This is a genomic window from Rhizobium sp. RHZ02, assembly GCF_014851575.1.
Taxonomy (GTDB): domain Bacteria; phylum Pseudomonadota; class Alphaproteobacteria; order Rhizobiales; family Rhizobiaceae; genus Rhizobium; species Rhizobium altiplani.
Window position 1 is genome coordinate 84,566 of the sequence record NZ_JACUZX010000004.1, and the last position, 23,183, is coordinate 107,748.

Consider the following 23,183-nt stretch of genomic DNA (forward strand, 5'->3'; position numbering starts at 1 on the left):
GGGGCGCCTTCTATTGACCGCCTGAACTAATTTACATCTTCGGCAGCAGAACCTTGTCAACGACGTGAATGACGCCGTTGGATTGCTTCACATCGGCTATCGTGACGTGGGCGACGTCGCCGTTTTCATCGGTGATCGTGATCTTGCCCCTGCTTTCCTTGGCCTTCAGCACGCAGCCGCCGACGGTCTTGATGTCGTGTTCGCCGCCGTCGGCCTTGATCATCTTGGCAACGGTCCTGGCCATCGCATCGGCCGCGACGACATGGCAAGTCAGAACCTTGGTCAGCGTTGCCTTGTTTTCAGGCTTCAGCAGCGTGTCGACCGTGCCGGCGGGCAACTCGGCAAAGGCCTGATTGGTGGGAGCGAATACGGTGAAGGGTCCCTTGCTTTCCAGTGTCGACACGAGACCGGCAGCCTTGACGGCAGCAACCAGCGTCGTGTGATCCTTCGAGTTCATCGCATTCTGCACGATGTCTTTCGTCGGATACATCGCAGCGCCACCGACAATCGGATTCTTGGCCTCAGCGACGAAAGCAAATGTGGAAACGGCAACGGCAAGCGCACTCAAGCGCAGGGCGGACTTCATCATGACGGTTCTCCTCTAGCATCCGCTTATGAGACCGGCCGAATGCCGGCATTCCCTTGCGGACATGAGGAGCTACGGAAGGCTCGCAGGAAGAGTTTCAGCGCGAACGCAGGTGTGCCGAAAAAAGTGTTAGCGGCGGTGCGTCGTGCCGCTCGCCACGATGGGGCCCGTGGCCTGGCCTGTCGGAGAGCCGCCAAAGGGCTCGAGGCTGACGGCAAGGGACGCGCCCTCGCCTATGTTGCCGCGCATATCAACCGGTATGACCAGCTCGCCGGTCTGATCCGAAGGAAACACGCCAAGCGACCTTGGTGTGCCGGTTGCCGGAACGAGCCAAAGCTCCAGTGACTTCTCCTGAGGCTTGCCAATAGCTACGGGCACGATCCTCAGCCTTCCGCTCTGCCGCTCATAGGAGGCGACCAGGTTGACCTGGCTGTTGGCAGCGGTCAGCTCGGCGACGAGCGGTGCCGGTGTTTGAGGCGGCGTGACCGCGACGGTCGCGATTGTCAGTGCACCCGCCGTGATCAGCAGCGAGACGAGCGCAAGACAACGCCAGAAAACGATAGAGCTCCATAGACCGCGCGACGGCACCGCGACAGCTTCCGGCTCACCGAACAAACGTGTTTCGATCTGCTTGAACGTTTCCTGACCGGGGCTGACGACGTCGTAATCGTCGTTGAAAGCGGAAAGGTTGGTCTCCCAGCGGCTGACGATGGCTGCGAACTGCCTGTCGCGGCGCATCCGCTCTTCCACAACCCGCCGATCCTTGAAGGAAAGAACACCAAGAACATACTCACCGGCGAGTACCTCGTCGCGGGAGCGGCCTCCCTTGCTCTGATCCGGCGATGTCATCGTTCCATGCACTCTCTCAGTTTCAAGAGGCTGCGACGCAGCCATGTGCGCATCGTGTTCAAGGGGACGCCAAACTGATCGGCCAGTTCCTGATAGCTCTGCCCTTCGACGTAAGCTTTCTTCACCGCCGTTGCCCGATCAGCTTCCAACTCTTCCATGCAGGTGTCAATCCGCCTTCCCTCATCCTTGATCACAGTCTGTATCTCGGGCGAAGGATCGTCATCCGCGAGGTCGTATGCACTGTCCAGTTCGTCGGCGATTGGCTTGCGCGCGCGCATGATGTCGATTGCCTGGTTACGCGCAATTGCAGCGAGCCAGGAAGACGGTGCCCCCGATCCGGCAGCAAAAACGCCGGCGCGTTGCCAGATCTTGACGTAGACCTCCTGGGTCGCCTCCTCGGCGTCCGTTCTGTCTCTCAAGATACGCAGGCAGATGGAAAGGAGTTTCGGGCTCGTCTCGCGATAGAGCACAGCGAATGCCTTGCGGTCCCCGATCGCAACGAGGCTTATCAAATGTGCGATTTCGTCGCTGGTCATCCCATGCCTCTAGCCAAAGCGCCGATCTTCTCGAGCGCGGTTGCCAGCACATACGGCAAACTATTGGCCTCTGGATTATTCCATCTGTCAAAAACTTGAGATAAAAGGCCGCGATCAATTCCACGGGGTATCCCATGAACCAGTCCGAAAGCGAAACCCAGGCACGCCTCCTAGCGCAGGCCCTGCCCTTCATGCAGCGTTACGAAAACAAGACGATCGTCGTGAAGTACGGCGGCCATGCCATGGGCAATCCCGAGCTCGGCAAGGCCTTCGCGAGCGACATCGCGCTGCTGAAGCAGTCGGGCGTCAATCCGATTGTCGTCCACGGCGGCGGCCCGCAGATCGGCGCGATGCTGACGAAGATGGGCATCGAATCGAAGTTCGAGGGCGGCCTGCGCGTCACCGACGCCAAGACGGTCGAGATCGTCGAAATGGTTCTCGCCGGCTCGATCAACAAGGAGATCGTCGCGCTCATCAACCAGACGGGCGAATGGGCGATCGGCCTTTGCGGCAAGGACGGCAACATGGTCTTTGCCGAAAAGGCGCAGAAGAAGGTCAAGGATCCGGACTCGAACATCGAGCGCGTGCTCGACCTCGGCTTCGTCGGCGAGGTGGTCGAAGTCGACCGCACGCTGCTTGATCTGCTTGCCCGCTCCGAGATGATCCCGGTCATCGCACCGGTCGCGCCCGGCCGCGACGGCGCAACCTACAACATCAACGCCGACACTTTTGCCGGCGCGATCGCCGGGGCGCTGAGTGCAACCCGTCTGCTCTTCCTGACGGACGTCCCCGGTGTTCTCGACAAGCAGGGCAATCTGATCAAGGAACTGTCCGTTGCCCAGGCGCACGCGCTGATCGCCGACGGCACGATCTCCGGCGGCATGATCCCGAAGGTCGAGACCTGCATCGATGCGATCAAGGCCGGCGTCCAGGGTGTCGTCATCCTGAACGGCAAGACCGCGCATTCCGTGCTGCTCGAGATCTTCACCGAGCATGGTGCGGGAACGCTGATCGTTCCCTGAGCCGCGGCTCTGCGCTTTTCCGGGAGTTGTGCTTTAGCCTGCGGCGGCATAGACCGCCGTGGCTGCCTCTTTCAGCTTCTCCATCATCATCCGATAGGGTCCTGGCCCATAGCTGACGCGGCTGACGCCAAGCCTCGCCAGCGTCTTAACATCGGGAGCGCCCGGTCGCATCATGATGTTGACCGGCAAGTCCGAGGCGGCTGAGATTTTCTCGATCAGGCCCTCATCGATTAGCCAAGGCACGAAGAAGCCGTTGGCACCGGCAGCGGCGTAAGCCTTGCCACGCTCGATCGCTGCATCGACCAGTCCTGCGTGCTTTGAGAGATCACCTTCGCGCAGAAACAGATCGGTGCGGGCGTTGATGAAGAAGGTAATGCCACGGCGATCCGCCATCTCGCGAATGGCGCGGATGCGGGCGGCCTGCTTCTCAACCGGGTGCAAGCCTTCACCGCCGACCACCTGATCTTCGAAATTGATGCCGATGGCGCCGGCGTCGATCAGCTTTTCGACATTGGCGGCGGCACCGGCCGGTTCCGTCGAATAGGCGCCCTCGAAATCGACCGAGAGCGGCAGGTCATTCACCGTGGTGATCGACCGCGTGGTGGCAACCAGCGCTTCGAGCGGAATCTTTTCACCATCCCCATAACCCTGCGCGGCGGCGACTGACCAGCTTCCCGTCGCAAGAGCCTTGGCGCCGGCCTCGGTCACGGCCTTCGCCGTTCCGGCGTCCCATATGTTGTAAAGGACGACAGGGTTGCCCTTCTGATGCAGCGCACCGAATGCCTTTGCCTTCTCGGCCTGATTCATTGGATCTCCTCCACAAACAATCCCTTGGTCTTCATCTCATCTTCGTGCCGCAAAAGCCATTGCTTGCGCCAGAGCCCGCCGCCGTAGCCGGTCAGAGATCCGTCGGCGCCAATCAGGCGATGGCACGGGATGACGATTGCCATCTGGTTCGCGCCATTGGCGCGCCCGACGGCCCGCACCATCTGCGGGTTCTCCATGTCACGCGCAATATCACCATAAGCGCGTGTCTCGCCGACGGGTATCTCCATCAGCTTCGACCAGACCTGACGTTCGAAGGCTGTGCCGAAGCCCAGCGCAAGCGGCGTCCGGAACGCAGCAGACCGGCCATCGAAATAGTCCTTCACCTCAGTATCGATCTGATCGATCGCAGGTGTGCGGCCGGCCGCAACCGAGGAGCGCGTCTTGCGCTGCAGCTTATCCAGTTCGGCCGGCAGCGCCTTGCGGTCGTGGAATTCAAGGAGATGCAGATGTGTCTGGTCCGCGACCGCCACCATGGGCCCGAGAGGCGTTTCGAACCAATCGGCAAACAGGAGATCACGCTTCTGCGACATGACAGGCGCCTTGCCGATCAGCCGCTGGAATGCGGCGCGAAAGCCGCTGCCGGACTCATACCCAGCCTCAATCTGAGCATCGATGACACGAGCGCCATTCGCCAGTTGCTTCTCCGCCTCGCCAAGACGGCGATAGCGGGCGATATCGAGGAACGTCACGCCTGTTGATCGCTTGAAAGCCCGCCGCACGGTCGAGGGGTCGTAGCCGCGCGCGATAAGATCGTCCTCCGTCCATCGCGCTGCCGGATTGTTGTCGAGTGCCTCGAGGAGTTCGTCAACAATCGGCTCCCTGTCCGCCTCTTCCAATGGCCGGCACCGCTGGCACGGCCGAAATCCGGATTGCATGCAGGTGGCGATGGAATCGTAGAAGAGGGTATTTTCTCGCTTCGGCTTGCGAGCCGGGCAGGTCAGCCGGCAGAAAATGCCGGTTGTCTTGACGCAAACGTAAGCGCGGCCCTCATAGGCAGGGCTTCGGGCAATCAGCGCGTCGTAGAGCGCATCGTCATTGGGCAGATCGAAGAGCATGAGGCGTTCTAACATCCCTTGCATGCCGCGTCCGCCGCAAATCGGGCGTCTATTTTTTCTTGCCGATTTCCTTGCGCGGCAAGCCGTGCCATAACGCCCCCATGACCAAGATAGATCGCACGCCGACCAAGGCGGACTTCTCGCATGTGACCGAGTGGGTTTTCGACCTCGACAACACGCTCTACCCGCATCACGTCAACCTGTTCGCGCAGATCGACAAGAACATGACGGCCTACGTCTCGACTTTGCTGCAGATGGAGCGGGACGAGGCGCGCAAGCTGCAGAAGCAATATTATCACGATCATGGCACGACGCTGCAGGGACTGATGATCCACCACGGTGTCGATCCGAACGACTTCCTCGAGAAGGCGCATGCGATCGATTATTCCAGCCTGACGGCGCAGCCCGAACTGGGCGCGGCCATCAAGGCCCTGCCGGGTCGGAAGTTCATCTTCACCAATGGAAGCGTCAAGCATGCCGAGATGGCGGCGGGCGCGCTGGGCATCCTCGAGCATTTCGATGACATCTTCGACATCGTGGCGGCGGACTTCGTGCCGAAGCCGGCGCAGGCGACCTACGACAAGTTCGCAGCGTTGAAGCGGGTGGAGACCGGCAAGGCGGCGATGTTCGAAGACCTGCCGCGCAATCTCAAGGTTCCAAAGACCCTTGGCATGCAGACAGTGTTGCTGGTGCCAAACAATCTCGAAGACACGGTTGTCGAATGGTGGGAAAAGACCAGCGGCGAGGACGATCATATCGACTTCGTGACCGACGATCTCACTGATTTTCTTGCGAAGATTACCGGTTAGGTTACGAAAGTTTTATCCAGCTTACCGATCTTTAATTGGGCGTTTTGCCACACCAGCCCTACCCTCTCATCTGTAATCCGATTGCGATTGCATATTGAAAGGAGCTGAAATGTCTCGGAACAAGCTGATACTGGCCGCACTCTCCTCCGTCTTGATCGTTGGTGCCGCAGGCACCAGTTTTGCAGCATCTCACGACAAGAAGCCTCATCGGCCTCGCCCGCAGCACAGCATGGGCATGATGATGGGCCCGCGCATGGGCGCGATCCGCGAAGTCATCTTCGTTCGCATGCTGAAGCAGTTCGACACCAACAAGGACGGCCAGATCTCCAAGCAGGAAGCCAAGGACGGCATGGAGGCAATCTTCGTCGCGATCGACACCGACAAGGACGGCTCGCTGACGCCAGGGGAAATCCGCAAGCACCGCGAAGCCATGATGGCCAAGATGAAGGCACCTGCGGATGATACCGCGGATGACGATGCAATGCCGATGGCACCGCCGGCCGATGCCGACAGCGCCCAGCCAGCACCACTGCAGGCCACCCCTGAAGGCCGCGGCATGCGTGGCGGAATGATGCGAGGCATGATGATGATGCAGCGCTTCGATACCGACGAGAACGGCCAGATTTCCAAGCAGGAAGCCGAAGCCGCCTTCGACAAGTTCTTCACCTGGATGGATCGCAACAAGGACGGGGTAATCTCGCTCGACGATATGCCGGATCGTCCATTCCCGTAAGTTTGGACTTACCGATCGATCGCAAGGCCCGTCGTTCTGGCGGGCCTTTCTATTCGTGGTGTTCGTAGAAGTCCTCGATAATCTTCCAGGCGGCATCCGCGGTGTCGACGAAGCTGATCAGATCGACATCGTCAGGCGCGATCGTGCCGAACTCGGCCAGTGCCTCGAAATTGATGATGCTGCGCCAGAACTTCTCTCCGAACAGGATGAGCGGCATCTTCTCCATGCGGCCTGTCTGAATCAGCGTCAGGCACTCAAAGAATTCGTCCAGCGTGCCGAAACCGCCGGGAAAGACCGCAATCGCCTTGGCGCGCACCATGAAGTGCATCTTGCGGATGGCGAAGTAGTGAAAGTTGAAGCTGAGCTCCGGCGTGACGTAGACGTTCGGCGCCTGCTCGTGCGGCAAAACGATATTGAGACCGATCGACGGCGCGCCTTCATCGGCGGCACCACGATTGCCGGCCTCCATGACACCAGGCCCGCCACCGGTGACAATAACGTATTCGTGGAAATCGAAGCTCGCCGAATACTTCGAGCAGAGCCGCGCAAACTTGCGTGCCTCGTCGTAGTAGACGGACGCGGCCTCGAGATTGGCCCGCTGCACCTCGTTGCGCGCCGCCCATGCGCTCTGGCCGGGAGCAGGAATACGGGCGCCACCAAACATCACCACCGTTGACTTGATGCCGCGCTCGGCGAGCAACATCTCCACCTTCAGCAGTTCGAGCTGCAGCCGGATCGGCCGCAACTCCTCGCGGCACAAAAAATCCTCGTCGACATAGGCAAGACGATAGGCCGGTGACAGGGTCTGCGGCGTCTTTGGGACGGACTCGGCGCGATGCTTGTCGACCGCACTCGTCTTGAGGGGGGCCCATACGCCATCCTTGCGCCGCAGTCTGCCGTTTCGTGCCTTTGCCATGCCTAATGCCTTTCAATACCGCCGGCTTTCAGAGCCGGTATGTCGTCCCGAGGCGTTGAAACGCCGCGGGAAAAATCATTCCATTTTACCCGTTCATGCGATAGAGCAGATCGCACCCTGCCAATCACAATTCCGGAGGCTTCGGTCTCCAACGATAAAGATCGAAGTTTAAGGAATTCCCATGAGCGCCAGCGACCTTTCCTCCCTCGAAAAGACCATCGAAGCCGCCTTCGACAACCGCGACAATGTGAATACGTCGACGAAGGGCGAAGTCCGCGACGCCGTCGAAACAGCGCTCGAACTCCTCGATGGCGGCAAGGCACGCGTTGCCGAGCGTGGCAACGACGGCGTCTGGAAGGTCAATCAATGGCTGAAGAAGGCCGTCCTCCTCTCGTTCCGCCTGAACGACATGGAAGTCGTCAAGGGCGGTTCGGGCAACTCGACCTGGTGGGACAAGGTGCCATCCAAGTTCGAAGGCTGGGGTGAAAACCAGTATCGCGCTGCCGGCTTCCGCGCCGTGCCGAACTGCGTCGTGCGTCGCTCCGCCTACATCGCCAAGAACGTCGTGCTGATGCCGTCCTTCGTCAACCTCGGCGCCTTCGTCGACGAAGGCACGATGGTCGATACCTGGGCGACCGTCGGTTCCTGCGCGCAGATCGGCAAGCATGTGCACCTCTCGGGCGGCGTCGGCATTGGCGGCGTTCTTGAGCCGATGCAGGCCGGCCCAACGATCATCGAGGACAACTGCTTCATCGGCGCGCGTTCGGAAGTCGTCGAAGGCTGCATCATCCGCGAGGGCTCGGTCCTCGGCATGGGCGTTTATATCGGCAAGTCGACCAAGATCGTCGATCGCGCCACCGGCGAAGTGATGTACGGCGAAGTGCCGCCCTACTCCGTCGTCGTTGCAGGCTCGATGCCGTCGGGCAATGCCACCATGGCCAACGGCCAGCCGGCGCCGCACCTCTACTGCGCCGTCATCGTCAAGCGCGTCGACGAAAAGACCCGCTCGAAGACCGGCATCAACGAACTGCTTCGCGACTGATCAAGTCTTGAGGTTCCGGCGATCTCGTCTGAAACGATGGGTGCCTCCGAAACGCTGACGGTCGGACTTGATCCGGCAAAATGAACGGCACATTCCAACAAGGCGGTACCGCCGCCTTGCCTTTTCTTTGCCACTACCGCTGGATAGTTCCACTCCCATGACCGCTACCGATCCCGTTGCCAATCTTCAGACTCTGATTCGCTGCCCGTCCGTCACGCCCGCTGAAGGCGGCGCGCTTTCGGCGCTCGAGGCAATGCTGTCGCCGCTTGGCTTCAAGGTGGATAAGGTGAAGGCGGCCGAGCCGGGAACGCCCGATATCGAGAACCTCTATGCGCGGCTCGGCGGCGAAGGCCCGCACCTGATGTTTGCTGGGCATACCGACGTCGTGCCGGTTGGCGACGAAGCCGCCTGGACGCATCCGCCCTTCGCCGCCGAGATTGCGGACGGCGAACTCTTCGGACGCGGCGCTGTCGACATGAAGGGCGGGGTCGCCTGCTTTGTCGCGGCCATTGCCCGCTATATCGAAAAGCATGGCGCACCGAAGGGCTCGGTCTCGTTCCTGATCACCGGCGATGAGGAGGGCCCGGCGATCAACGGCACGATCAAGCTGCTGCAATGGGCGGCCGAGCGCGGCGAGCGCTGGGATGCCTGCCTCGTCGGCGAGCCGACCAATCCGGACAAGCTCGGCGACATGATCAAGATCGGCCGCCGTGGCTCGCTCTCCGGCAAAATCACCGTGCATGGCGTCCAGGGCCATGCCGCTTACCCGCATCTTGCCGACAATGCGGTGCGCGGCATCCTGCAACTCACGCAAGCGCTGATGGACCCACCTTTCGACGCTGGCACCGACAATTTCCAGCCGTCCAACCTGGAAGTGACGACCATCGACGTCGGCAATCCGGCGACGAACGTCGTACCCGCCAAGGCAACGGCGAGCTTCAACATTCGCTTCAACGACACGTGGACCGCCGCGAGCCTACAACAGGAGATCCTGCGCCGCCTCGATGCCGCGGCAGCGGAAGGCGTGCTGCGCCCCGGCCGTGCGCCGCTCAAATACGATATCGTCTGGGCCGAGCGCCCGAGCCACGTCTTCCTGACCCGCAACAACGCGCTGATCGCCTCGCTGTCTTCGGCCGTCGAAAGCGTCACCGGCCAGTCCCCGAAGCTCTCCACGACGGGCGGCACGTCGGACGCCCGCTTCATCAAGGATTACTGCCCGGTCGTCGAGTTCGGCCTTGTCGGCCAGACGATGCACATGGTCGATGAACGCGTCGCAATTTCCGACCTCGAGCGACTCACGGTAATCTATGAAACCTTCATCGAGCGCTGGTTCGCTAATGCCGGGCTTTAGGGAAGTTCAGTACTATCTTGCCGGGATCTGGCTGCTGATCCGCATGGATCCGCGCGGCTTTCGCTTCCTCGACATGTCGGATCGCGGCGTCAACCGCTCGTTCTGGGCGATCTTCTGGTGCCTGCCGCCAATGGGCATCTCGTGGCTATGGTGGCGCCAGGCCTTCCTGCAAACGATGCCGCCGCATACCGACGTCGGCGCACTCTTCTATTTCAGACTCGGGCTCGTCGAGGCCGCCAATTGGTTCGTGCCGCTGGTCTTTGCAGGCTTGCTGCTGCTGGCCTTCAAGAAGGGCGAGCGTTTTGGGCCTGTTATCGTCAGCGTCAATTGGCTCGGCGTGCCGCTGTCCTACGTCAATGGGATGCTGCTCGCGCTCGTCTTCTTCCTGCCACAGCTGGTTGGCCTCGTCTCGGTGCTGCTGCTGGCCTTCATGCTTGCGCAGGTCTTTGCGATCGCACGCATCCTGAGGATGATCTTTTACGGCCAAGGCCTGATGGTTGGGGCACTCACGCTGGTGCTGCTCGTGCCATCACTGATGCTGTCGGAATACCTGCAGCGCTTTCTCGGCATTTATCCCGTCTGATCAGCGAAAAAATCAGAAGTCCTCGCCGTCGTCGCCTTCCACCGGCGGGCGCCGGTCGACGATGACGTCGGGATAGTCCACCTGCATGAAATAGAGTCCATCCGGCGGCGCGACCGGGCCACAGGCCTTGCGGTCTCGCGCATCCAACGCGGCGCGGACGTCGGCCGGCGTCCATTTGCCCTCCCCCGCGAGCTTGAGTGTTCCCGCGAAAGAACGGATCTGGTTGTGCAGGAAGCTTTGGGCCGTAGCACGAATCTCGATCAGTTCGCCGTTTCTCGTCACGTCCAGCCGATCAAGTGTTCGAATCGGACTGTTGGCCTGGCAATGTGCGGAGCGGAAGGTGGAGAAATCGTGCTTGCCGACGAGCGTCTGCGCCGCCGCATGCATGACCTCATGGTCAAGCGCTTTTGGGACCCACCATGCCTTCCCGGCCCCCAGCGCCAACGGCGCCCGGCGGCTGATGATGCGATAAAGATAATGGCGCCGCAGCGCCGAGAACCGTGCGTCGAAGAACTCGCTCGCCGCTTCCACGCTGACGATCGCGACCCGCTCCCCGGCCATCTTGAGGTGGGCGTTCAGCGCATTCTGCAATTTGAAGGCCGACCACTCCCTGGCGAGATCGGCATGGATGACCTGGCCCATTGCATGAACGCCGGAATCGGTGCGCCCCGCGCCGCGGATCGACACCGTCTCACCGCTTGCCGACAGAATCGCCTTCTCGATCGCCCCTTGGACAGACGGTCCGTTCTCCTGCCGCTGCCAGCCAACGTAAGGACCACCGTCATATTCAACGATCATGCGGTAACGATGCATCAGGGAAGCCTCGTGCCCGATGGAAGCGGTGTCCCGCGCAGGAAATCAGCGGCCGGCAACGGCTTGCCACCGGCTTTCTGCAGTCTGGTCAGGCGAACGGCGCCGGTTCCACAGGCAACGACCAGATCATCGGTCAGCAACTCGCCAGCGCTGCCGCGGCCCTGTGCGATTTCCGAGGCCAGCACCTTGACGCGCTCAGGCTTGCCGCCGATTGCCACTTCGAACCACGCGCCCGGAAACGGCGCCAGACCGCGAATGTGATTATGGATGTCAGCGGCGTCCCGCGAGAAGTCGATCCGCGTCTCGCCCTTGTCGATCTTGGCGGCGTAGAGCACACCGTCCGACGGCTGCGGCGTCAGGGGAAGATCGCCCATCTCGAGCTTGACCATTGCCTCAGCCATTGCCCTGGCCCCGACATGCATCAGCTTGTCGTGCAATTCCCCGGCCGTGGTGTCGGGGCCGATCTCGACTTCACCGGTGAGAGCCACCGGGCCGGTATCGAGCCCCTTGTCCATCTTCATCACCATCATGCCGGTCTTTTCGTCGCCGGCCATGATCGCCCGCTGAATCGGAGCAGCACCCCGCCACCGGGGCAGGAGTGAGGCATGACCATTGTAGCAGCCGTGGCGCGTGCCGGTCAGAATCGCCTCCGGCAATAGCAGTCCATAGGCAACCACAACAGCGACATCTGCATCATGCGCCCTGAAGCGCTCGCGCTCTTCCGGATCCTTGAAATTCACCGGCGTAAAGACGGGAATGCCGAGCAGCTCAGCCGCCTGGTGCACCGGCGACTTCTGCAGGTCCAACCCGCGCCGTCCGCCCGGCCGTGGCGGCTGCGTGTAGACGGCAAGAATCGTGTGACCCGCGTCGATCAGCGCTCGCAGGGTCGGGACGGAGAATTCGGGCGTGCCCATGAAGATGATGCGAAGCGACATTTCTATCCCGCCATGTTTCCGGTCAGACGTCTTCAAACGGGCTTGCGAGCTTCAGATCAAGCCCCTTCAGGCATCCGGCCCGCGAAATCGCCTGTCCAGCGAGGCTGCGTCAGCAAAGGTCCGGTTAGAGCGCCTTCGCCGACTTCGCCGCCTTTGTGAACTTCTTGATCACCATGTCCCGCTTCAGGCGAGAAATGTGGTCGATGAAGAGTACGCCGTTCAGGTGGTCAATCTCGTGCTGCAGGCAGGTCGCGAGCAGGCCGTCGGCTTGCACCGTCTGCTCCTTGCCATCACGGTCGAGATATTTGACGGTGACGGTCGCCGGGCGTTCGACTTCGGCATAATAGTCAGGGATCGAAAGGCATCCCTCCTCATATACCGAACGCTCGTCTGTCGATGCCACGACCTCCGGATTGACGAATACGAGGGGCTGCTTCTCTTCGCCCTCGCGGGAAACGTCGATGACCAGCATGCGGCGCGGCACGCCGATCTGGATGGCAGCAAGGCCGATACCGGGCGCGTCGTACATGGTTTCAAGCATGTCGTCGGCAAGTCGCTGAAGATCGGCGTCAACGCGCTCGATCGGCTTGGAAACCTGACGAAGCAGCGGATCGGGGAGAATGATGAGTGGCTTGATGGTCATGGCGTTCCCATAACGCATCTTTTTCCAGGATGGAATTATCCGGTGGGCTGGCGGAGCGCTTTTTTACGCCCCAGCCCGGAATTTCGCCGCATTCCCGTCATGCGGCGCGGCGTGTCGTGGTCATCGAACGTTGCTCGACGCCGGTACGGAAGCGCTGCAGCAGTGCAACCAGATTGTCGACTTCGCCGCGCAGGCGCCGCGTCTCGGCAGAGGTGTTCTCGACCATTCCCGAGTTCTGCTGCGTGATCGTGTCCATGTTGCGGATGGCGACACTGACCTCGTTGACCCCGGTTGCCTGATCGCGCGCGGCAGCGGCGATATCGGCAACGAAGCTGTTGATGATATCGATGCGGTTGATCATGTCGCTCAGCGCCTCGCCGGTGCTGCTGACGATGTCCACTCCTTCGTTCACCTGGACCGAGCTTTCCGAAATCAGGTTCTTGATCTCCTTGGCGGCGTCGGCGGTGCGCTGCGCCAGTTGGCGGACCTCTTGCGCCACGACGGCAAAGCCCTTGCCCGCTTCGCCGGCGCGCGCAGCCTCCACGCCGGCGTTCAACGCCAGCAGGTTCGTCTGGAAAGCAATCTCGTCGATGACGCCGATGATCTTGGCGATCTCGGTCGAGGATTTTTCGATGCCGGCCATCGCGGAAACGGCGCTGGTGACGAGTTCGCCGGAGTTCTTGGCCTTCTGCTGCGTCTCACGGACCGCACCGGATGCCTTTTCGGCGTTTGCGGCAGTCTGTCCGACACTGACCGAAAGCTGTTGCAGCGCCGCCGAGCTTTCCTCGACGCCAGCTGCCTGCTGGGCCGTCCGCAAAGCAAGGTCATCGGAGGCCTTGGCGATCACGTCCGTACCCCTCAGGATCTCGCCCGAGGTTGCCCGCACCGAGCCAAAGGACGCGCGAAGAGCGGCGACGGCGCGGTTATAGTCGTCGGCCATGGCTTTGAAATTACCGGGGAGATCTGGCGGCAGCGTGGCCTCGAGATCGCCGTTCGACAGCGCCTCCAGACCGCGGCGAAGATGATCGAGCGCAACGGCCTGGTCCTGCTCGGCCTTTACGCGCTCTTCTTCCAGCTTGCGTCGCTTCTCTTCGAGCGCTTCCAGATAGACCGAGATCGAATAGTCCATATCGAGCATCGCGGCCTTGATGACCGCTGAAAGCTTCTCGGCCAGCACCTTGCCCTGTTGCCTGGCGAACATGGAGGGCCACTGCCTGGCCATCAGGCCCTTCACGAGTTCGCTCATCAGCAGCGCGTAGCCACCGATATACCAGCGAGGCTCGAGGCCAATACGGGCATGGGTCTTGCCCACCGTGACCACGCCTTTGACGTAGGTTTCGTCGAAGTTGCCGCAAGCCAGATTGGCCCAGTGGTCTTCCTGGCGCTTCTTGGCATGTCCCATATGCGCTTTATCGGCAAAGAAACTTGCGACCTCAGACGTCCTTGCCAGCTTCGCGTAAAACTTGTCGAGAGCGCCGCCGAGCAACTCCGAGATTGCCGGGCGCATCTCACGCAGCGCCGCGCGGGCTCCGTCGTCCAGCTCGATGAAATCGAGGCGTTGCTTGAGCGTGCTGTCGGACTGCTGGCTGGTCATGATCTCTCTGCTTTGTAATTGATGCAAAAGGGAATTTGACCTGACCTTTTACGCAATATGGTTGAGCAAAGGTTAAATGAACTTGAGATTTGTCAATTGTCGTTTGTTCCCTCTACGAGCCAATCCTTTGGGAAGGCTTGCGAGTTGTTCACGTTTTGATCTAGCCATCCCACACGAGTTTGTTATGGTGGCGAAATGAACACCAGCTCTGAGTCGTTTCTCCTCGCCCTTTCCCGTATCAGTCCTGCCACGCTGGCGCTCGCCGGAGGCGCGATCGCGGCTCTGGTCTTGTTGCTGATCCTCTTTCTCGTCCGCAGCGGGCAGGTGCGGCGCGAGCAGGCCGAGGTAGCGAGCCTCCGTGCCGCCGAGACGGATGCTCGAATGGCCGAACTTCTGAAAATCCAGGCGGAAATGCACGGGCGCATGTCGACAATGGCCGAAGTGTTCGGCTCGAGGCAGTCCGAGCTGAACCAGGCGATCAACCAGCGTCTCGATGGTATGTCGCAGCGCGTCAGTTCGACGATCAGCGAGCAGACCAAATCGACGCACGAGAACCTGCAGCGGCTGCAGGAGCGTCTCGCCGTCATCGATGCCGCCCAGAACAACATCCAGACACTGGCGAAAGATGTCGTCGGTTTGCAGGCGATCCTCTCCAACAAGCAGACACGCGGCGCTTTCGGCCAATCGCGCATGGAGACGATTGTCGCCGACGGCCTTCCGATGGGGGCCTATGCCTTCCAACAGACGCTTTCCAATGGCTCGCGCCCGGACTGCACCATTCGCATGCCCAACGGCGCACCACCGCTGGTGGTCGACGCGAAGTTCCCGCTTGAAGCCTGGAACGCGATCCGGGACGCCGGCGGACCTGACGGAGCCAAGGTCGCCTCGCAGCAGTTCCGCCGCGACATGGAAACGCACATCCGCGATATCTCCGAGAAATATCTGATCCAGGGCGAGACGCAGGACACGGCCTTCATGTTCGTGCCGTCGGAATCGATCTTCGCGGAGATCCACGAGAATTTCGAAGCGATCGTGCAGAAGGCGCACCGGTCGCGCATCGTCATCGTGTCGCCTTCGCTGCTGATGCTCTCCATCCAGGTTATTCAGGCAGTCCTGAAAGATCAGCGGATGCGGGCCCAGGCACACGTCATCCAGGGCGAAGTCGCGAACCTGATGGACGATCTCGGCCGTCTCGACGAGCGTGTTCGCAAGCTGCAGAGCCATTTTTCCATGACCCAAAGAGATGTCGACCAGATCCTCACCTCCACCGATAAGCTCACCAAGCGCGGCGCGAAAATCGAAGCTCTGGAGTTCGAGGGCGGCGACAACAGCAAAGCCGCGGCGCGGGACGGTGATGGCGCGCCAAAATCCGTCGACAGCCGCAGCGGGCTTCTGAAGCTCAGAGTGGTTGACGACGAGTAAGCCCTTCAGGCAGTGTCGCACTCAAGAAAAGCATTGGACGGGACACTCATGATCACAGTCTTCGGCTCCATCAACATGGACCTCATCGCCACCACCGCGCGCTTGCCGAAGCCCGGCGAAACGGTTGCCGGCAACGGCTTCTCAACGGCAGCAGGCGGCAAGGGCGCCAATCAGGCACTTGCGGCGCGACGCGCCGGCCGAACCGTTCACATGGCGGGAGCCGTCGGCCGCGACGGCTTTGCGGAGCCGGCGGTTGCTCTCTTGAAGGACGCCGGCACTGGACTTGAAACCGTCAAGCAGGTCGACGAGCCGACCGGAACCGCACTGATCCTCGTCGGCGGTGACGGCGAGAACATGATTGCCGTTGTGCCTGGCGCAAACGGCACGATGACGCCGGCCGATGCCGACGTCGCGATCGACGCGATGAAGGAGGGCGACATCCTGATGCTGCAGCTCGAGGTGCCCGTTCCGGCCGTCGAGCGGGCGCTGGCCGCGGCGCGCGCCAAGAGCGTCACGTCCATCCTCAACCTGGCCCCACTGATCGAAGACGCTCCACGCCTCGGCCGCCTTGCCGACATCGTGATCGCGAACGAAACCGAGTTCGAGCGTCTTGCAGGCCAGGAAAACATGGGCACGGCGGATCGCGAGGCCGCGCTGAAGCGGCTCAATGCGGAGACGGGGCAAACCCTGATCGTGACGCTCGGCGCAGACGGCGTCATCGCAATCCGCGACGGCGTCATCTCCCATGCGAAGGGATTGAAGATCGAGCCTGTCGATACGGTCGGTGCCGGCGACACGTTCTGCGGCTATTTCGCCGCGAGCCTGGACGAAGGCCTCGATTTCGAGGCATCGCTGCGGCGGGCCGCCGTCGCAGGATCGCTCGCCTGCCTCAAGCAAGGCGCTCAGCCATCGATCCCATCAAGCGCCGAAGTCGCAAACGAGCTATAGGGCAATTCGCCCCGCGACATATCGGGGCGGTTTGCCGTATGCAGCGTCTGTTTTCATTAGATTTCATTCAAATTTAATAGGTTTCCGGCGATGTTCCAGCCATCGCCGGCCTTCGCCAAGGGGTCGGCTTCTGTCACGGCTGCTCCATGAGGGGGCGACGCCCTCGTCCCCTGTGCCGATGAATGCCCCGTACGGCACATCCTTGCTTCCCGAGGAATCCATGTTCATCTTTCGCATGAAATCGCTTGCAGCCAAGCTTATCCTCATTACGGGCGTTGCCATCGCCCTCGTCCTCCTCATCTCCAACTTCTTCCTCATCGGCGAGACGCGCAACCGCGTGCGGACCCTCACCATGGACCAGGCTAATCTCGAGGCGAAGGCTATCGCCAACGAGGTTGCCTCATCCGTCGGCGAGCTGGCAGGGGCCGCGCGCTCGATGGCCGGCACGATCGGTCATGGTCAGGAGGGCAAATATCTCGACCGCAAGGCCGTTCTGGACATGCTGAAGGCAAACGTCGAGCGCAACCAGTTTGCCTTCGGCAGCTGGTTTGCCGAAGAGCCGAACGCCTTCGACGGCCAGTCGCCGTCCATGGCCGGCAAGGCCGAATTCGGCGCAGCCAAGGATGGCACATTCAACCCGTACTGGACGAAGAGCAAGGACGGCGGCTTCAGCTTCTCCACCTTCGATTCCGACTATAAGGCTGCCTGGTACGCGCTCGCCGCAGAAAGCAAGAAGGGCGCGCTGTCGCCGCCTTATGCCGAGACGACGACCGGCGAGAATACCGCGATGACGTCCATTGCCTATCCGGTGTTCTCGGGTGGCAAGATGATCGGCGTCAGCGGCGTCGACATCTCCCTCAAATCGCTCCGCGATAAGCTTTCGACGCTCCACCCCTTCGGCTCTGGCCGCGTTACGCTGCTCTCGCAGACCGGCAAATGGATTGTCTCGCCGATTCCCGAGCTTTCCATGAAGGACTATGACGGCGAAGGCACAGATGCCGTGAAGAGCGCGCTTTCGACGCTACAGCCAGCCGTCGTCAAGGACCTGAGCTACGATAGCTACGAGCCCTTCGACCGCGTCGTCTATCCCTTTGCCCTGCCCGACGTGAACACGACCTGGGTCATCCTCGTCGACGTCCCGCACTCGGCCATCAACGCGCCTGTTCAAGATCAAACCTCCATGATGGTTGTCGCCGGCATTCTCGTGCTCGCAGCCGTCATGATTGCCCTCTACCTAGCCGTCCGTTCCCTCGTCCAGCGTCCGATCGGCGGTCTCGTCGCCAGCGTCAAGGCACTCAGCGACGGCAAGTACGAGCAGCCGGTAGCCGGTCAGGATCGCGCTGACGAGATCGGCGCCGTGGCCAAGGGTCTTGAGGGCTTCCGCTTCGCACTCGCCGACACGCAGCGTCTTGAGGCCGAGGCAAACAACCAGCGCGATGCAGCCGAAACCGAGCGTGGCCGCTCGGAAGCCGAGCGGCATCAGTCGATCACGCTGCAGCGTCATATCGTGTCGATCGTCGGCTCCGGCCTGTCCGAATTGTCCCAGGGCAACCTCGGCCATCGCATCACCGAGGACTTCCCGGGCGAATACGCCAAGCTGAAGCAGGACTTCAACGCGGCTCTCGAAAGCCTCGAGGAAACCATCAACACGATGAACCTCAGTGTCGTGAACATCGGCTCCGGTACAAGCGAAATCAGCGGCAGCGCCTCCGACCTCGCCAAGCGTACGGAACAGCAGGCAGCAAGCCTGGAAGAAACGGCAGCCGCGCTCAACGAGCTCACCGCACAGGTCAACTCCAGCGCCGACAACGCCCGCACGGCGGCTGACAACGTCAACCTCGCCTGCGAGGATGCCGAAAAGTCAGGCGAAGTGGTGCGCAAGGCAATTGCTTCGATGCAGGGCATCGAGCAGTCCTCCACCGAGGTCTCGCGCATCATCGGCGTCATCGACGAGATCGCCTTCCAGACCAACCTGCTGGCCCTGAATGCCGGCGTTGAAGCCGCACGCGCCGGCGAAGCCGGCAAGGGTTTGCCGTCGTCGCGCAGGAAGTCCGCGAGCTGGCCCAGCGTTCCGCGAACGCCGCCAAGGAGATCAAGACGCTCATCAACACTTCGGCCGTACAGGTCAAGGAAGGCGTCGATCTGGTCGGCCGCGCCGGCGATACGCTGCACAAGATCTCCGAGCAGGTCATGGGCATCAACGGCCTTATCCGCCAGATCTCCGCATCGGCCAGTGAACAGGCGATCGGACTGAAGGAGATCAACCAGGCCATGAACCAGATGGACCAGGTTACCCAGCAGAACGCAGCCATGGTCGAGGAGACGACGGCAGCCAGCATCACGCTGAACGACGAGGCCCAGACGCTGAAGCAACTCGTGACACGCTTCCGCGTATCCGGCATGAGCCACGCTTCCGCACTACGCTCGACGGCTCAGCAGATGCGCGCGCCGACTGCTGCACCGACGTATCGCAAAGCTGCAGCACCGGCACCGCGCCGCGCAGTTCCGCAGACTCAGGGCTCGGCAGCGCTCGCTCAGGACAACTGGGAAGAGTTCTAAGCCGAACTCGACGGCTTGAATGAACAAAGGCGCCTGAGCAATCAGGCGCCTTTTTTACTGGCATGTTGAATGCTCAGGCAGCGTTCGAGGTCTGCTCCTCATTGAGGAACGCATAGATCGCCGAGGCGGAGTCGGTCGCACGCAGCTTGGCGACGAGATCGTGGTCGCGCAGCACGCGGGCGATGCGCGAGAGGGCCTTGAGGTGATCAGCGCCAGCGCCTTCCGGTGCGAGGAGCAGGAACACCAGATCCACGGGTTGATCGTCCAGGGCCTCGAAATCGACGGGCTGATCGAGGCGCGCGAAGATGCCGACGATGGAATGGACGCTTGCCAACTTACCGTGCGGAATAGCGATCCCGTTACCGACGCCGGTCGAGCCAAGGCGTTCGCGCTGCAGGACAACATCGAAAATTTCCCGCTCCGAAAGCCCTGTGACTTTCGACGCCTTTGCAGCCAATTCCTGGAGGAGCTGTTTCTTGGAATTTACCCTAAGGGCGGGAATGATCGCATTTTGCTGCAGCAAATCTGCCAAAGCCATTTTATTTTCCTTCTGCGCCAAGAGAGGAGAGCGGCAGCCTAACTGCCGCCCTTCGCCTTGATCTCAGCTTTTGATACTGGCTGCATCGATCCAGCCAATGTTACCGTCGTGCCGACGATAAACGATGTTCAGTTGTTCCTTGCCTGGACTGCGGAATAGCAGCAGCGGCTCATCCGTCATGTCGAGCGCCATCACGGCGGTCGCGACAGACATTGTTTTTAGTTGCTTGGTGCTTTCGGCGACGATCGCCGGCGCGAAGTCATCCGGGATCTCGTCTTCGTGGTCCGACATGCCATCCATGACGGTGTAGGCAACTTCCGCAGAACCATTCTGGTGATTTCCGGCGTAGTGATCCTTCAGCTTGCGCTTGTAGCGGCGAAGGCGCTTCTCGATCCGCTCGGAAGCGGCATCGAAGGCCAACTGCGGGTCCATCGCCTCTCCGGCGGCATGCAATACAACTCCGCTATCGAGATGAAGCTTGCAGTCGGCGGAAAAACGGGCGTTGGCCTTATGCACGATCACTTGACCAGAATACCCTCCGTCGAAGTATTTCGTGACGGCGACACCGATTTGGTCCTCGATCCGCTGACGGAACGAGTCACCAATTTCCATATGTTTACCGGATACACGCACACTCATGGAGTTTCCCTTCTTACAGTGTTTGCGGGTACCAGTTTACGCCAAGGCTCACCCTCATCCAAGCACTTCGCGCGATCCCAAGCAAGATCGGCCGAAGTTGCGGGCTTCAGGCGCCCTGAGGATGATGGGGATAACTTCCAACGCTGTCCACAGCGCCAATTGCGGCGCGCTTCTAGCCAGAAGTTACCAAAATGTCAACAGACGCATGAATTAGAATTTATAAATACACGTATCGGTAGCTCCAGGCAGCAATCAAAAACCCGCAACCTTGGCCAAAGCGCGCTTCTCCCGCCGGCGCTGGACCGAGGATGCGATGTTCATCGCTTCCCGGTATTTAGCCACCGTGCGACGGGCCAGGTCGATGCCGCCCTTCTTGAGAATAACCACGATATCGTCGTCGGAAAGCACGGATTCCGGGCTTTCCTGCGAAATCAGCGTCCGGATCTTGTGGCGTACGGCCTCGGCCGAATGGCTGTCACCGCCTTCGACGGCGCTGATCGAAACGCTGAAGAAATACTTGAGCTCGAAGAGCCCCCGCGGCGTTAGCATGTACTTGTTGGATGTGACGCGGCTGACGGTGGATTCGTGCATCTTGATGGCGTCGGCCACCGTCTTGAGGTTGAGCGGCCGCAGGTGATCGACCCCATGCATCAGGAAGGCGTCCTGCTGCCGAACGATCTCACTCGCCACCTTCATGATCGTCTTGGCGCGCTGGTCGAGGCTCCGGGTCAGCCAGTTGGCAGTCTGCAGGCATTCCGACAGAAACGCGTGATCCTCACCACTCTTGGTGACTTTTGAAAAATACGCCTGGTTGACCAGAACGCGCGGCAACGTGTCGGGATTGAGCTCGATCAGCCAGCCGCCGTCGGAGCCTGCCCGCACGACGACGTCAGGCATGATCGCTTCCGACATTCCGGTTTCGAAGCCGGCACCTGGCTTGGGATTGAGCTGCCGGATCTCGCCCAGCATGTCGAGCAGATCTTCCTCGTCCACGCCACACAGCCGCTTCAGCGTCGCGAAGTCACGCCGGGCCAGGAGCTCGAGATTGCTGACCAGCGCCTGCATGGCAGGGTCAAAGCGGTCTTTCTGCCGAAGCTGGATCGCCAGGCACTCCGCCAGATTGCGGGCGAATACACCGGGCGGATCGAGCGCCTGCAAGGCGGCGATTACACGCTCGACATCGTCGACATCCGCGCCCAGCCTGTCGGCTGCTTCCGTCGCATCGCCCTGGAGATAGCCTGCCTCATCCAGCTGATCGACGAGATGTTGCGCGATCAGGCGATCGGCCATATCGGGCAGGACAAAGGGCAACTGCTGGGCAAGATGATCGCGAAGCGAGATTTGACCGGCAACGAAATCATCGAGATCGTAGCTCTCCGCCCCTTCGCCGCTGCCGGGCATCGACTTCCACTGGCTGATCAGCTCCGGAGCATCGGCGCGCTGCGGGACGCCGTCATCGGGAAACACGTTGGCATAATTGGCGTCGAGTTCGTCGCTGAGGCGGCTTGCCCCACCGCTGTTGCCACTCTCGTACCAATCGCCCGACAAGACCTCGGTTCGGCTATCGTAGCCGTCGTCGGAGGGGTCTTCAGCCTGATGCGCGTAGGCCTCGTCCTCCGCGCCCCCGCGCTCGCTGCCCGATTCCGCATCATTTGACGGAATCTCGAGCAGCGGGTTCTTTTCGACTTCCTGGGCAATAAACTGCGTCAGCTCGAAATGCGTCATCTGCAGCAACTGGATGGACTGCATCAGTTGCGGTGTCATCACCAGCGACTGGTTCTGGCGCAGGAAAAGATTGGCCGACAGTGCCATAGCGGACGCGAAACTCCCGTTCGTCTCCTCCGGGAAACCGCGTCCTGCCACGGGCTCAGGCCACGGAAATCCAAGTTGGCCCAAAAATTGCTTTTTTATTCTATTTGGTCAAGCGGAACTGTCACAGAAGGTGAATTTCCGCGGCGCGAGAGCGCGTCAGAGGCTGAAATTATCGCCGAGGTAAAGGCGCCGCACTTCCGGGTTGTTGACGATGTCGTTGGCACGACCGTGCGTCAGCACTTCGCCGGCATGGATGATATAGGCGCGGTCGATCAGGCCCAACGTCTCGCGCACATTGTGGTCGGTGATCAGCACGCCGATGCCGCGCGCCGTCAGATGATGCACAAGATGCTGAATGTCGGCGACGGAGATCGGATCAACGCCCGCAAACGGCTCATCGAGGAGCATGAAGGTCGGATCGGTCGCCAGCGCGCGGGCAATTTCGAGGCGGCGACGCTCGCCACCGGAAAGCGACACGGCGGCGCTCTTGCGCAGCTTGCGAATGTGAAACTCATCGAGCAGTTCGTCGAGCTTCTTCTCGCGCGCAGCCTTGTCGTTGATGTGCACTTCCAGGACGGCGCGAATATTCTCTTCGACGGTCAACCCCCGAAAGATCGACGCTTCCTGCGGCAGATATCCGACGCCCAGCCGCGAGCGACGGTACATCGGCATCGTCGTGACTTCGTTGCCGTCGATCTCGATCGTACCTTCATCAACGGGCACAAGCCCGGTGATCATATAGAAGCAGGTTGTCTTGCCGGCGCCGTTCGGACCCAGCAGGCCAACGGCCTCGCCGCGTCGAACGACCAGCGACACGCCGTTCACGACACGGCGGGTGCTATAGGTCTTGGTCAGACCGCGCGCAATCAGCGTGCCCTGGTAACGGCTTTTGTCGCCGGCGGGGGCTTCAGCAGCTTGCTGCCCGGACCTGCCGAACATGGTCGATAGCGAGAATAACTTCACGTGGTAC

At 61.0% G+C, this 23,183-nt stretch carries 22 protein-coding genes and 1 pseudogene; 9 read left to right on the plus strand and 14 right to left on the minus strand.

Annotation, left to right across the window (positions count from 1 at the left end):
* Positions 1-31 precede the first annotated feature (31 nt).
* From IB244_RS08110 to IB244_RS08120, 3 genes are all read right to left on the minus strand, one after another.
* The gene (locus IB244_RS08110) at positions 32-589 is read right to left on the minus strand and encodes a fasciclin domain-containing protein (RefSeq protein WP_192240334.1); all 558 of its coding nucleotides are present in this window, start codon (positions 587-589) and stop codon (positions 32-34) included.
* A 126-nt stretch (positions 590-715) separates the two neighbouring features.
* On the minus strand, positions 716-1,435 hold the full coding sequence (locus IB244_RS08115) for an anti-sigma factor domain-containing protein (protein ID WP_192303869.1): 720 nt from the start codon (positions 1,433-1,435) through the stop codon (positions 716-718).
* Positions 1,432-1,971: a sigma-70 family RNA polymerase sigma factor gene (locus tag IB244_RS08120; protein WP_112823941.1), complete on the minus strand. Its 540-nt coding sequence runs from the start codon at positions 1,969-1,971 to the stop codon at positions 1,432-1,434. Before IB244_RS08120 ends, IB244_RS08115 begins: the two co-directional genes overlap by 4 nt.
* 134 nt (positions 1,972-2,105) lie before the next feature.
* Here IB244_RS08120 and argB point away from each other — a divergent pair, with 134 nt between their 5' ends.
* The gene (gene argB, locus IB244_RS08125) at positions 2,106-2,993 is read left to right on the plus strand and encodes an acetylglutamate kinase (protein ID WP_018857708.1); all 888 of its coding nucleotides are present in this window, start codon (positions 2,106-2,108) and stop codon (positions 2,991-2,993) included.
* A gap of 33 nt (positions 2,994-3,026) precedes the next feature.
* Here the strand turns inward: argB and IB244_RS08130 are convergent, their stop codons facing one another.
* Both IB244_RS08130 and IB244_RS08135 read right to left on the minus strand, forming a co-directional pair.
* A complete protein-coding gene (locus IB244_RS08130; RefSeq protein ID WP_192303871.1) occupies positions 3,027-3,800 on the minus strand; it encodes an isocitrate lyase/phosphoenolpyruvate mutase family protein in 774 nt (257 codons plus the stop codon).
* The gene (locus IB244_RS08135; protein WP_025658746.1) at positions 3,797-4,876 is read right to left on the minus strand and encodes a bifunctional transcriptional activator/DNA repair enzyme AdaA; all 1,080 of its coding nucleotides are present in this window, start codon (positions 4,874-4,876) and stop codon (positions 3,797-3,799) included. Before IB244_RS08135 ends, IB244_RS08130 begins: the two co-directional genes overlap by 4 nt.
* A gap of 101 nt (positions 4,877-4,977) precedes the next feature.
* Between IB244_RS08135 and IB244_RS08140 the strand changes: the two genes are divergently transcribed.
* Both IB244_RS08140 and IB244_RS08145 read left to right on the plus strand, forming a co-directional pair.
* A complete protein-coding gene (locus tag IB244_RS08140) occupies positions 4,978-5,685 on the plus strand; it encodes a pyrimidine 5'-nucleotidase (protein WP_025658745.1) in 708 nt (235 codons plus the stop codon).
* Between the two features lie 109 nt (positions 5,686-5,794).
* Entirely contained in the window at positions 5,795-6,418 is a 624-nt protein-coding gene (locus IB244_RS08145; protein ID WP_192303873.1) for an EF-hand domain-containing protein, read from the plus strand.
* A 49-nt stretch (positions 6,419-6,467) separates the two neighbouring features.
* On the opposite strand, the gene IB244_RS08150 is transcribed toward IB244_RS08145, so the two are convergent.
* Positions 6,468-7,334, minus strand: a complete 867-nt coding sequence (locus IB244_RS08150; protein WP_018857713.1) for an LOG family protein — start codon at positions 7,332-7,334, stop codon at positions 6,468-6,470.
* Between the two features lie 181 nt (positions 7,335-7,515).
* Between IB244_RS08150 and dapD the strand changes: the two genes are divergently transcribed.
* From dapD to IB244_RS08165, 3 genes are all read left to right on the plus strand, one after another.
* Complete coding sequence (gene dapD, locus IB244_RS08155) at positions 7,516-8,376, plus strand: 2,3,4,5-tetrahydropyridine-2,6-dicarboxylate N-succinyltransferase (RefSeq protein WP_018857714.1); 861 nt, start codon at positions 7,516-7,518, stop codon at positions 8,374-8,376.
* 157 nt (positions 8,377-8,533) lie between these two features.
* On the plus strand, positions 8,534-9,727 hold the full coding sequence (gene dapE, locus IB244_RS08160) for a succinyl-diaminopimelate desuccinylase (protein ID WP_192303875.1): 1,194 nt from the start codon (positions 8,534-8,536) through the stop codon (positions 9,725-9,727).
* Complete coding sequence (locus IB244_RS08165; protein ID WP_062371269.1) at positions 9,714-10,310, plus strand: hypothetical protein; 597 nt, start codon at positions 9,714-9,716, stop codon at positions 10,308-10,310. Before dapE ends, IB244_RS08165 begins: the two co-directional genes overlap by 14 nt.
* Positions 10,311-10,322: 12 nt before the next feature.
* On the opposite strand, the gene truA is transcribed toward IB244_RS08165, so the two are convergent.
* From truA to IB244_RS08185, 4 genes are all read right to left on the minus strand, one after another.
* A complete protein-coding gene (truA, locus tag IB244_RS08170) occupies positions 10,323-11,123 on the minus strand; it encodes a tRNA pseudouridine(38-40) synthase TruA (RefSeq protein WP_169679200.1) in 801 nt (266 codons plus the stop codon).
* Positions 11,123-12,058 carry a methionyl-tRNA formyltransferase gene (gene fmt / locus IB244_RS08175; RefSeq protein WP_025658740.1) on the minus strand — a complete coding sequence of 312 codons (936 nt, stop codon included), beginning with the start codon at positions 12,056-12,058 and terminating at the stop codon, positions 11,123-11,125. The genes truA and fmt overlap by 1 nt, the downstream gene beginning before the upstream one ends.
* A 124-nt stretch (positions 12,059-12,182) precedes the next feature.
* Positions 12,183-12,701: a peptide deformylase gene (gene def / locus IB244_RS08180; protein WP_025658739.1), complete on the minus strand. Its 519-nt coding sequence runs from the start codon at positions 12,699-12,701 to the stop codon at positions 12,183-12,185.
* Between the two features lie 97 nt (positions 12,702-12,798).
* On the minus strand, positions 12,799-14,295 hold the full coding sequence (locus IB244_RS08185) for a globin-coupled sensor protein (RefSeq protein ID WP_192303877.1): 1,497 nt from the start codon (positions 14,293-14,295) through the stop codon (positions 12,799-12,801).
* Between the two features lie 195 nt (positions 14,296-14,490).
* Here IB244_RS08185 and IB244_RS08190 point away from each other — a divergent pair, with 195 nt between their 5' ends.
* The 3 genes and pseudogenes from IB244_RS08190 to IB244_RS08200 all read left to right on the plus strand — a co-directional run bounded on the left by IB244_RS08190 (position 14,491) and on the right by IB244_RS08200 (position 19,224).
* Positions 14,491-15,717 carry a DNA recombination protein RmuC gene (locus tag IB244_RS08190; protein ID WP_192303879.1) on the plus strand — a complete coding sequence of 409 codons (1,227 nt, stop codon included), beginning with the start codon at positions 14,491-14,493 and terminating at the stop codon, positions 15,715-15,717.
* A gap of 48 nt (positions 15,718-15,765) precedes the next feature.
* On the plus strand, positions 15,766-16,665 hold the full coding sequence (locus tag IB244_RS08195; RefSeq protein WP_192303881.1) for a ribokinase: 900 nt from the start codon (positions 15,766-15,768) through the stop codon (positions 16,663-16,665).
* A gap of 220 nt (positions 16,666-16,885) precedes the next feature.
* Positions 16,886-19,224 (plus strand): annotated as a pseudogene (locus IB244_RS08200) (methyl-accepting chemotaxis protein).
* Positions 19,225-19,297: 73 nt separating this feature from the next.
* Here IB244_RS08200 and ptsN read toward each other — a convergent pair.
* The 4 genes from ptsN to lptB form a co-directional block, all read right to left on the minus strand.
* Positions 19,298-19,762 carry a PTS IIA-like nitrogen regulatory protein PtsN gene (ptsN, locus tag IB244_RS08205; protein WP_007529605.1) on the minus strand — a complete coding sequence of 155 codons (465 nt, stop codon included), beginning with the start codon at positions 19,760-19,762 and terminating at the stop codon, positions 19,298-19,300.
* 63 nt (positions 19,763-19,825) lie between these two features.
* Entirely contained in the window at positions 19,826-20,401 is a 576-nt protein-coding gene (hpf, locus tag IB244_RS08210) for a ribosome hibernation-promoting factor, HPF/YfiA family (protein WP_025658734.1), read from the minus strand.
* A gap of 252 nt (positions 20,402-20,653) precedes the next feature.
* Positions 20,654-22,213 carry an RNA polymerase factor sigma-54 gene (rpoN, locus tag IB244_RS08215; protein ID WP_192303883.1) on the minus strand — a complete coding sequence of 520 codons (1,560 nt, stop codon included), beginning with the start codon at positions 22,211-22,213 and terminating at the stop codon, positions 20,654-20,656.
* Positions 22,214-22,369: 156 nt separating this feature from the next.
* The gene (gene lptB, locus IB244_RS08220) at positions 22,370-23,152 is read right to left on the minus strand and encodes an LPS export ABC transporter ATP-binding protein (RefSeq protein WP_018857727.1); all 783 of its coding nucleotides are present in this window, start codon (positions 23,150-23,152) and stop codon (positions 22,370-22,372) included.
* Between the last annotated feature and the right edge of the window lie 31 nt (positions 23,153-23,183).

Excerpts from the sequence above, each read along its gene's own strand:
- IB244_RS08110 (WP_192240334.1), bottom strand. The coding sequence starts at position 589 with ATGATGAAGTCCGCCCTGCGCTTGAGTGCGCTTGCCGTTGCCGTTTCC.
- IB244_RS08115 (WP_192303869.1), bottom strand. The coding sequence starts at position 1,435 with ATGACATCGCCGGATCAGAGCAAGGGAGGCCGCTCCCGCGACGAGGTA.
- IB244_RS08120 (WP_112823941.1), bottom strand. The coding sequence starts at position 1,971 with ATGACCAGCGACGAAATCGCACATTTGATAAGCCTCGTTGCGATCGGG.
- argB (WP_018857708.1), top strand. The coding sequence starts at position 2,106 with ATGAACCAGTCCGAAAGCGAAACCCAGGCACGCCTCCTAGCGCAGGCC.
- IB244_RS08130 (WP_192303871.1), bottom strand. The coding sequence starts at position 3,800 with ATGAATCAGGCCGAGAAGGCAAAGGCATTCGGTGCGCTGCATCAGAAG.
- IB244_RS08135 (WP_025658746.1), bottom strand. The coding sequence starts at position 4,876 with ATGCTCTTCGATCTGCCCAATGACGATGCGCTCTACGACGCGCTGATT.
- IB244_RS08140 (WP_025658745.1), top strand. The coding sequence starts at position 4,978 with ATGACCAAGATAGATCGCACGCCGACCAAGGCGGACTTCTCGCATGTG.
- IB244_RS08145 (WP_192303873.1), top strand. The coding sequence starts at position 5,795 with ATGTCTCGGAACAAGCTGATACTGGCCGCACTCTCCTCCGTCTTGATC.
- IB244_RS08150 (WP_018857713.1), bottom strand. The coding sequence starts at position 7,334 with ATGGCAAAGGCACGAAACGGCAGACTGCGGCGCAAGGATGGCGTATGG.
- dapD (WP_018857714.1), top strand. The coding sequence starts at position 7,516 with ATGAGCGCCAGCGACCTTTCCTCCCTCGAAAAGACCATCGAAGCCGCC.
- dapE (WP_192303875.1), top strand. The coding sequence starts at position 8,534 with ATGACCGCTACCGATCCCGTTGCCAATCTTCAGACTCTGATTCGCTGC.
- IB244_RS08165 (WP_062371269.1), top strand. The coding sequence starts at position 9,714 with ATGCCGGGCTTTAGGGAAGTTCAGTACTATCTTGCCGGGATCTGGCTG.
- truA (WP_169679200.1), bottom strand. The coding sequence starts at position 11,123 with ATGCATCGTTACCGCATGATCGTTGAATATGACGGTGGTCCTTACGTT.
- fmt (WP_025658740.1), bottom strand. The coding sequence starts at position 12,058 with ATGTCGCTTCGCATCATCTTCATGGGCACGCCCGAATTCTCCGTCCCG.
- def (WP_025658739.1), bottom strand. The coding sequence starts at position 12,701 with ATGACCATCAAGCCACTCATCATTCTCCCCGATCCGCTGCTTCGTCAG.
- IB244_RS08185 (WP_192303877.1), bottom strand. The coding sequence starts at position 14,295 with ATGACCAGCCAGCAGTCCGACAGCACGCTCAAGCAACGCCTCGATTTC.
- IB244_RS08190 (WP_192303879.1), top strand. The coding sequence starts at position 14,491 with ATGAACACCAGCTCTGAGTCGTTTCTCCTCGCCCTTTCCCGTATCAGT.
- IB244_RS08195 (WP_192303881.1), top strand. The coding sequence starts at position 15,766 with ATGATCACAGTCTTCGGCTCCATCAACATGGACCTCATCGCCACCACC.
- ptsN (WP_007529605.1), bottom strand. The coding sequence starts at position 19,762 with ATGGCTTTGGCAGATTTGCTGCAGCAAAATGCGATCATTCCCGCCCTT.
- hpf (WP_025658734.1), bottom strand. The coding sequence starts at position 20,401 with ATGAGTGTGCGTGTATCCGGTAAACATATGGAAATTGGTGACTCGTTC.
- rpoN (WP_192303883.1), bottom strand. The coding sequence starts at position 22,213 with ATGGCACTGTCGGCCAATCTTTTCCTGCGCCAGAACCAGTCGCTGGTG.
- lptB (WP_018857727.1), bottom strand. The coding sequence starts at position 23,152 with ATGTTCGGCAGGTCCGGGCAGCAAGCTGCTGAAGCCCCCGCCGGCGAC.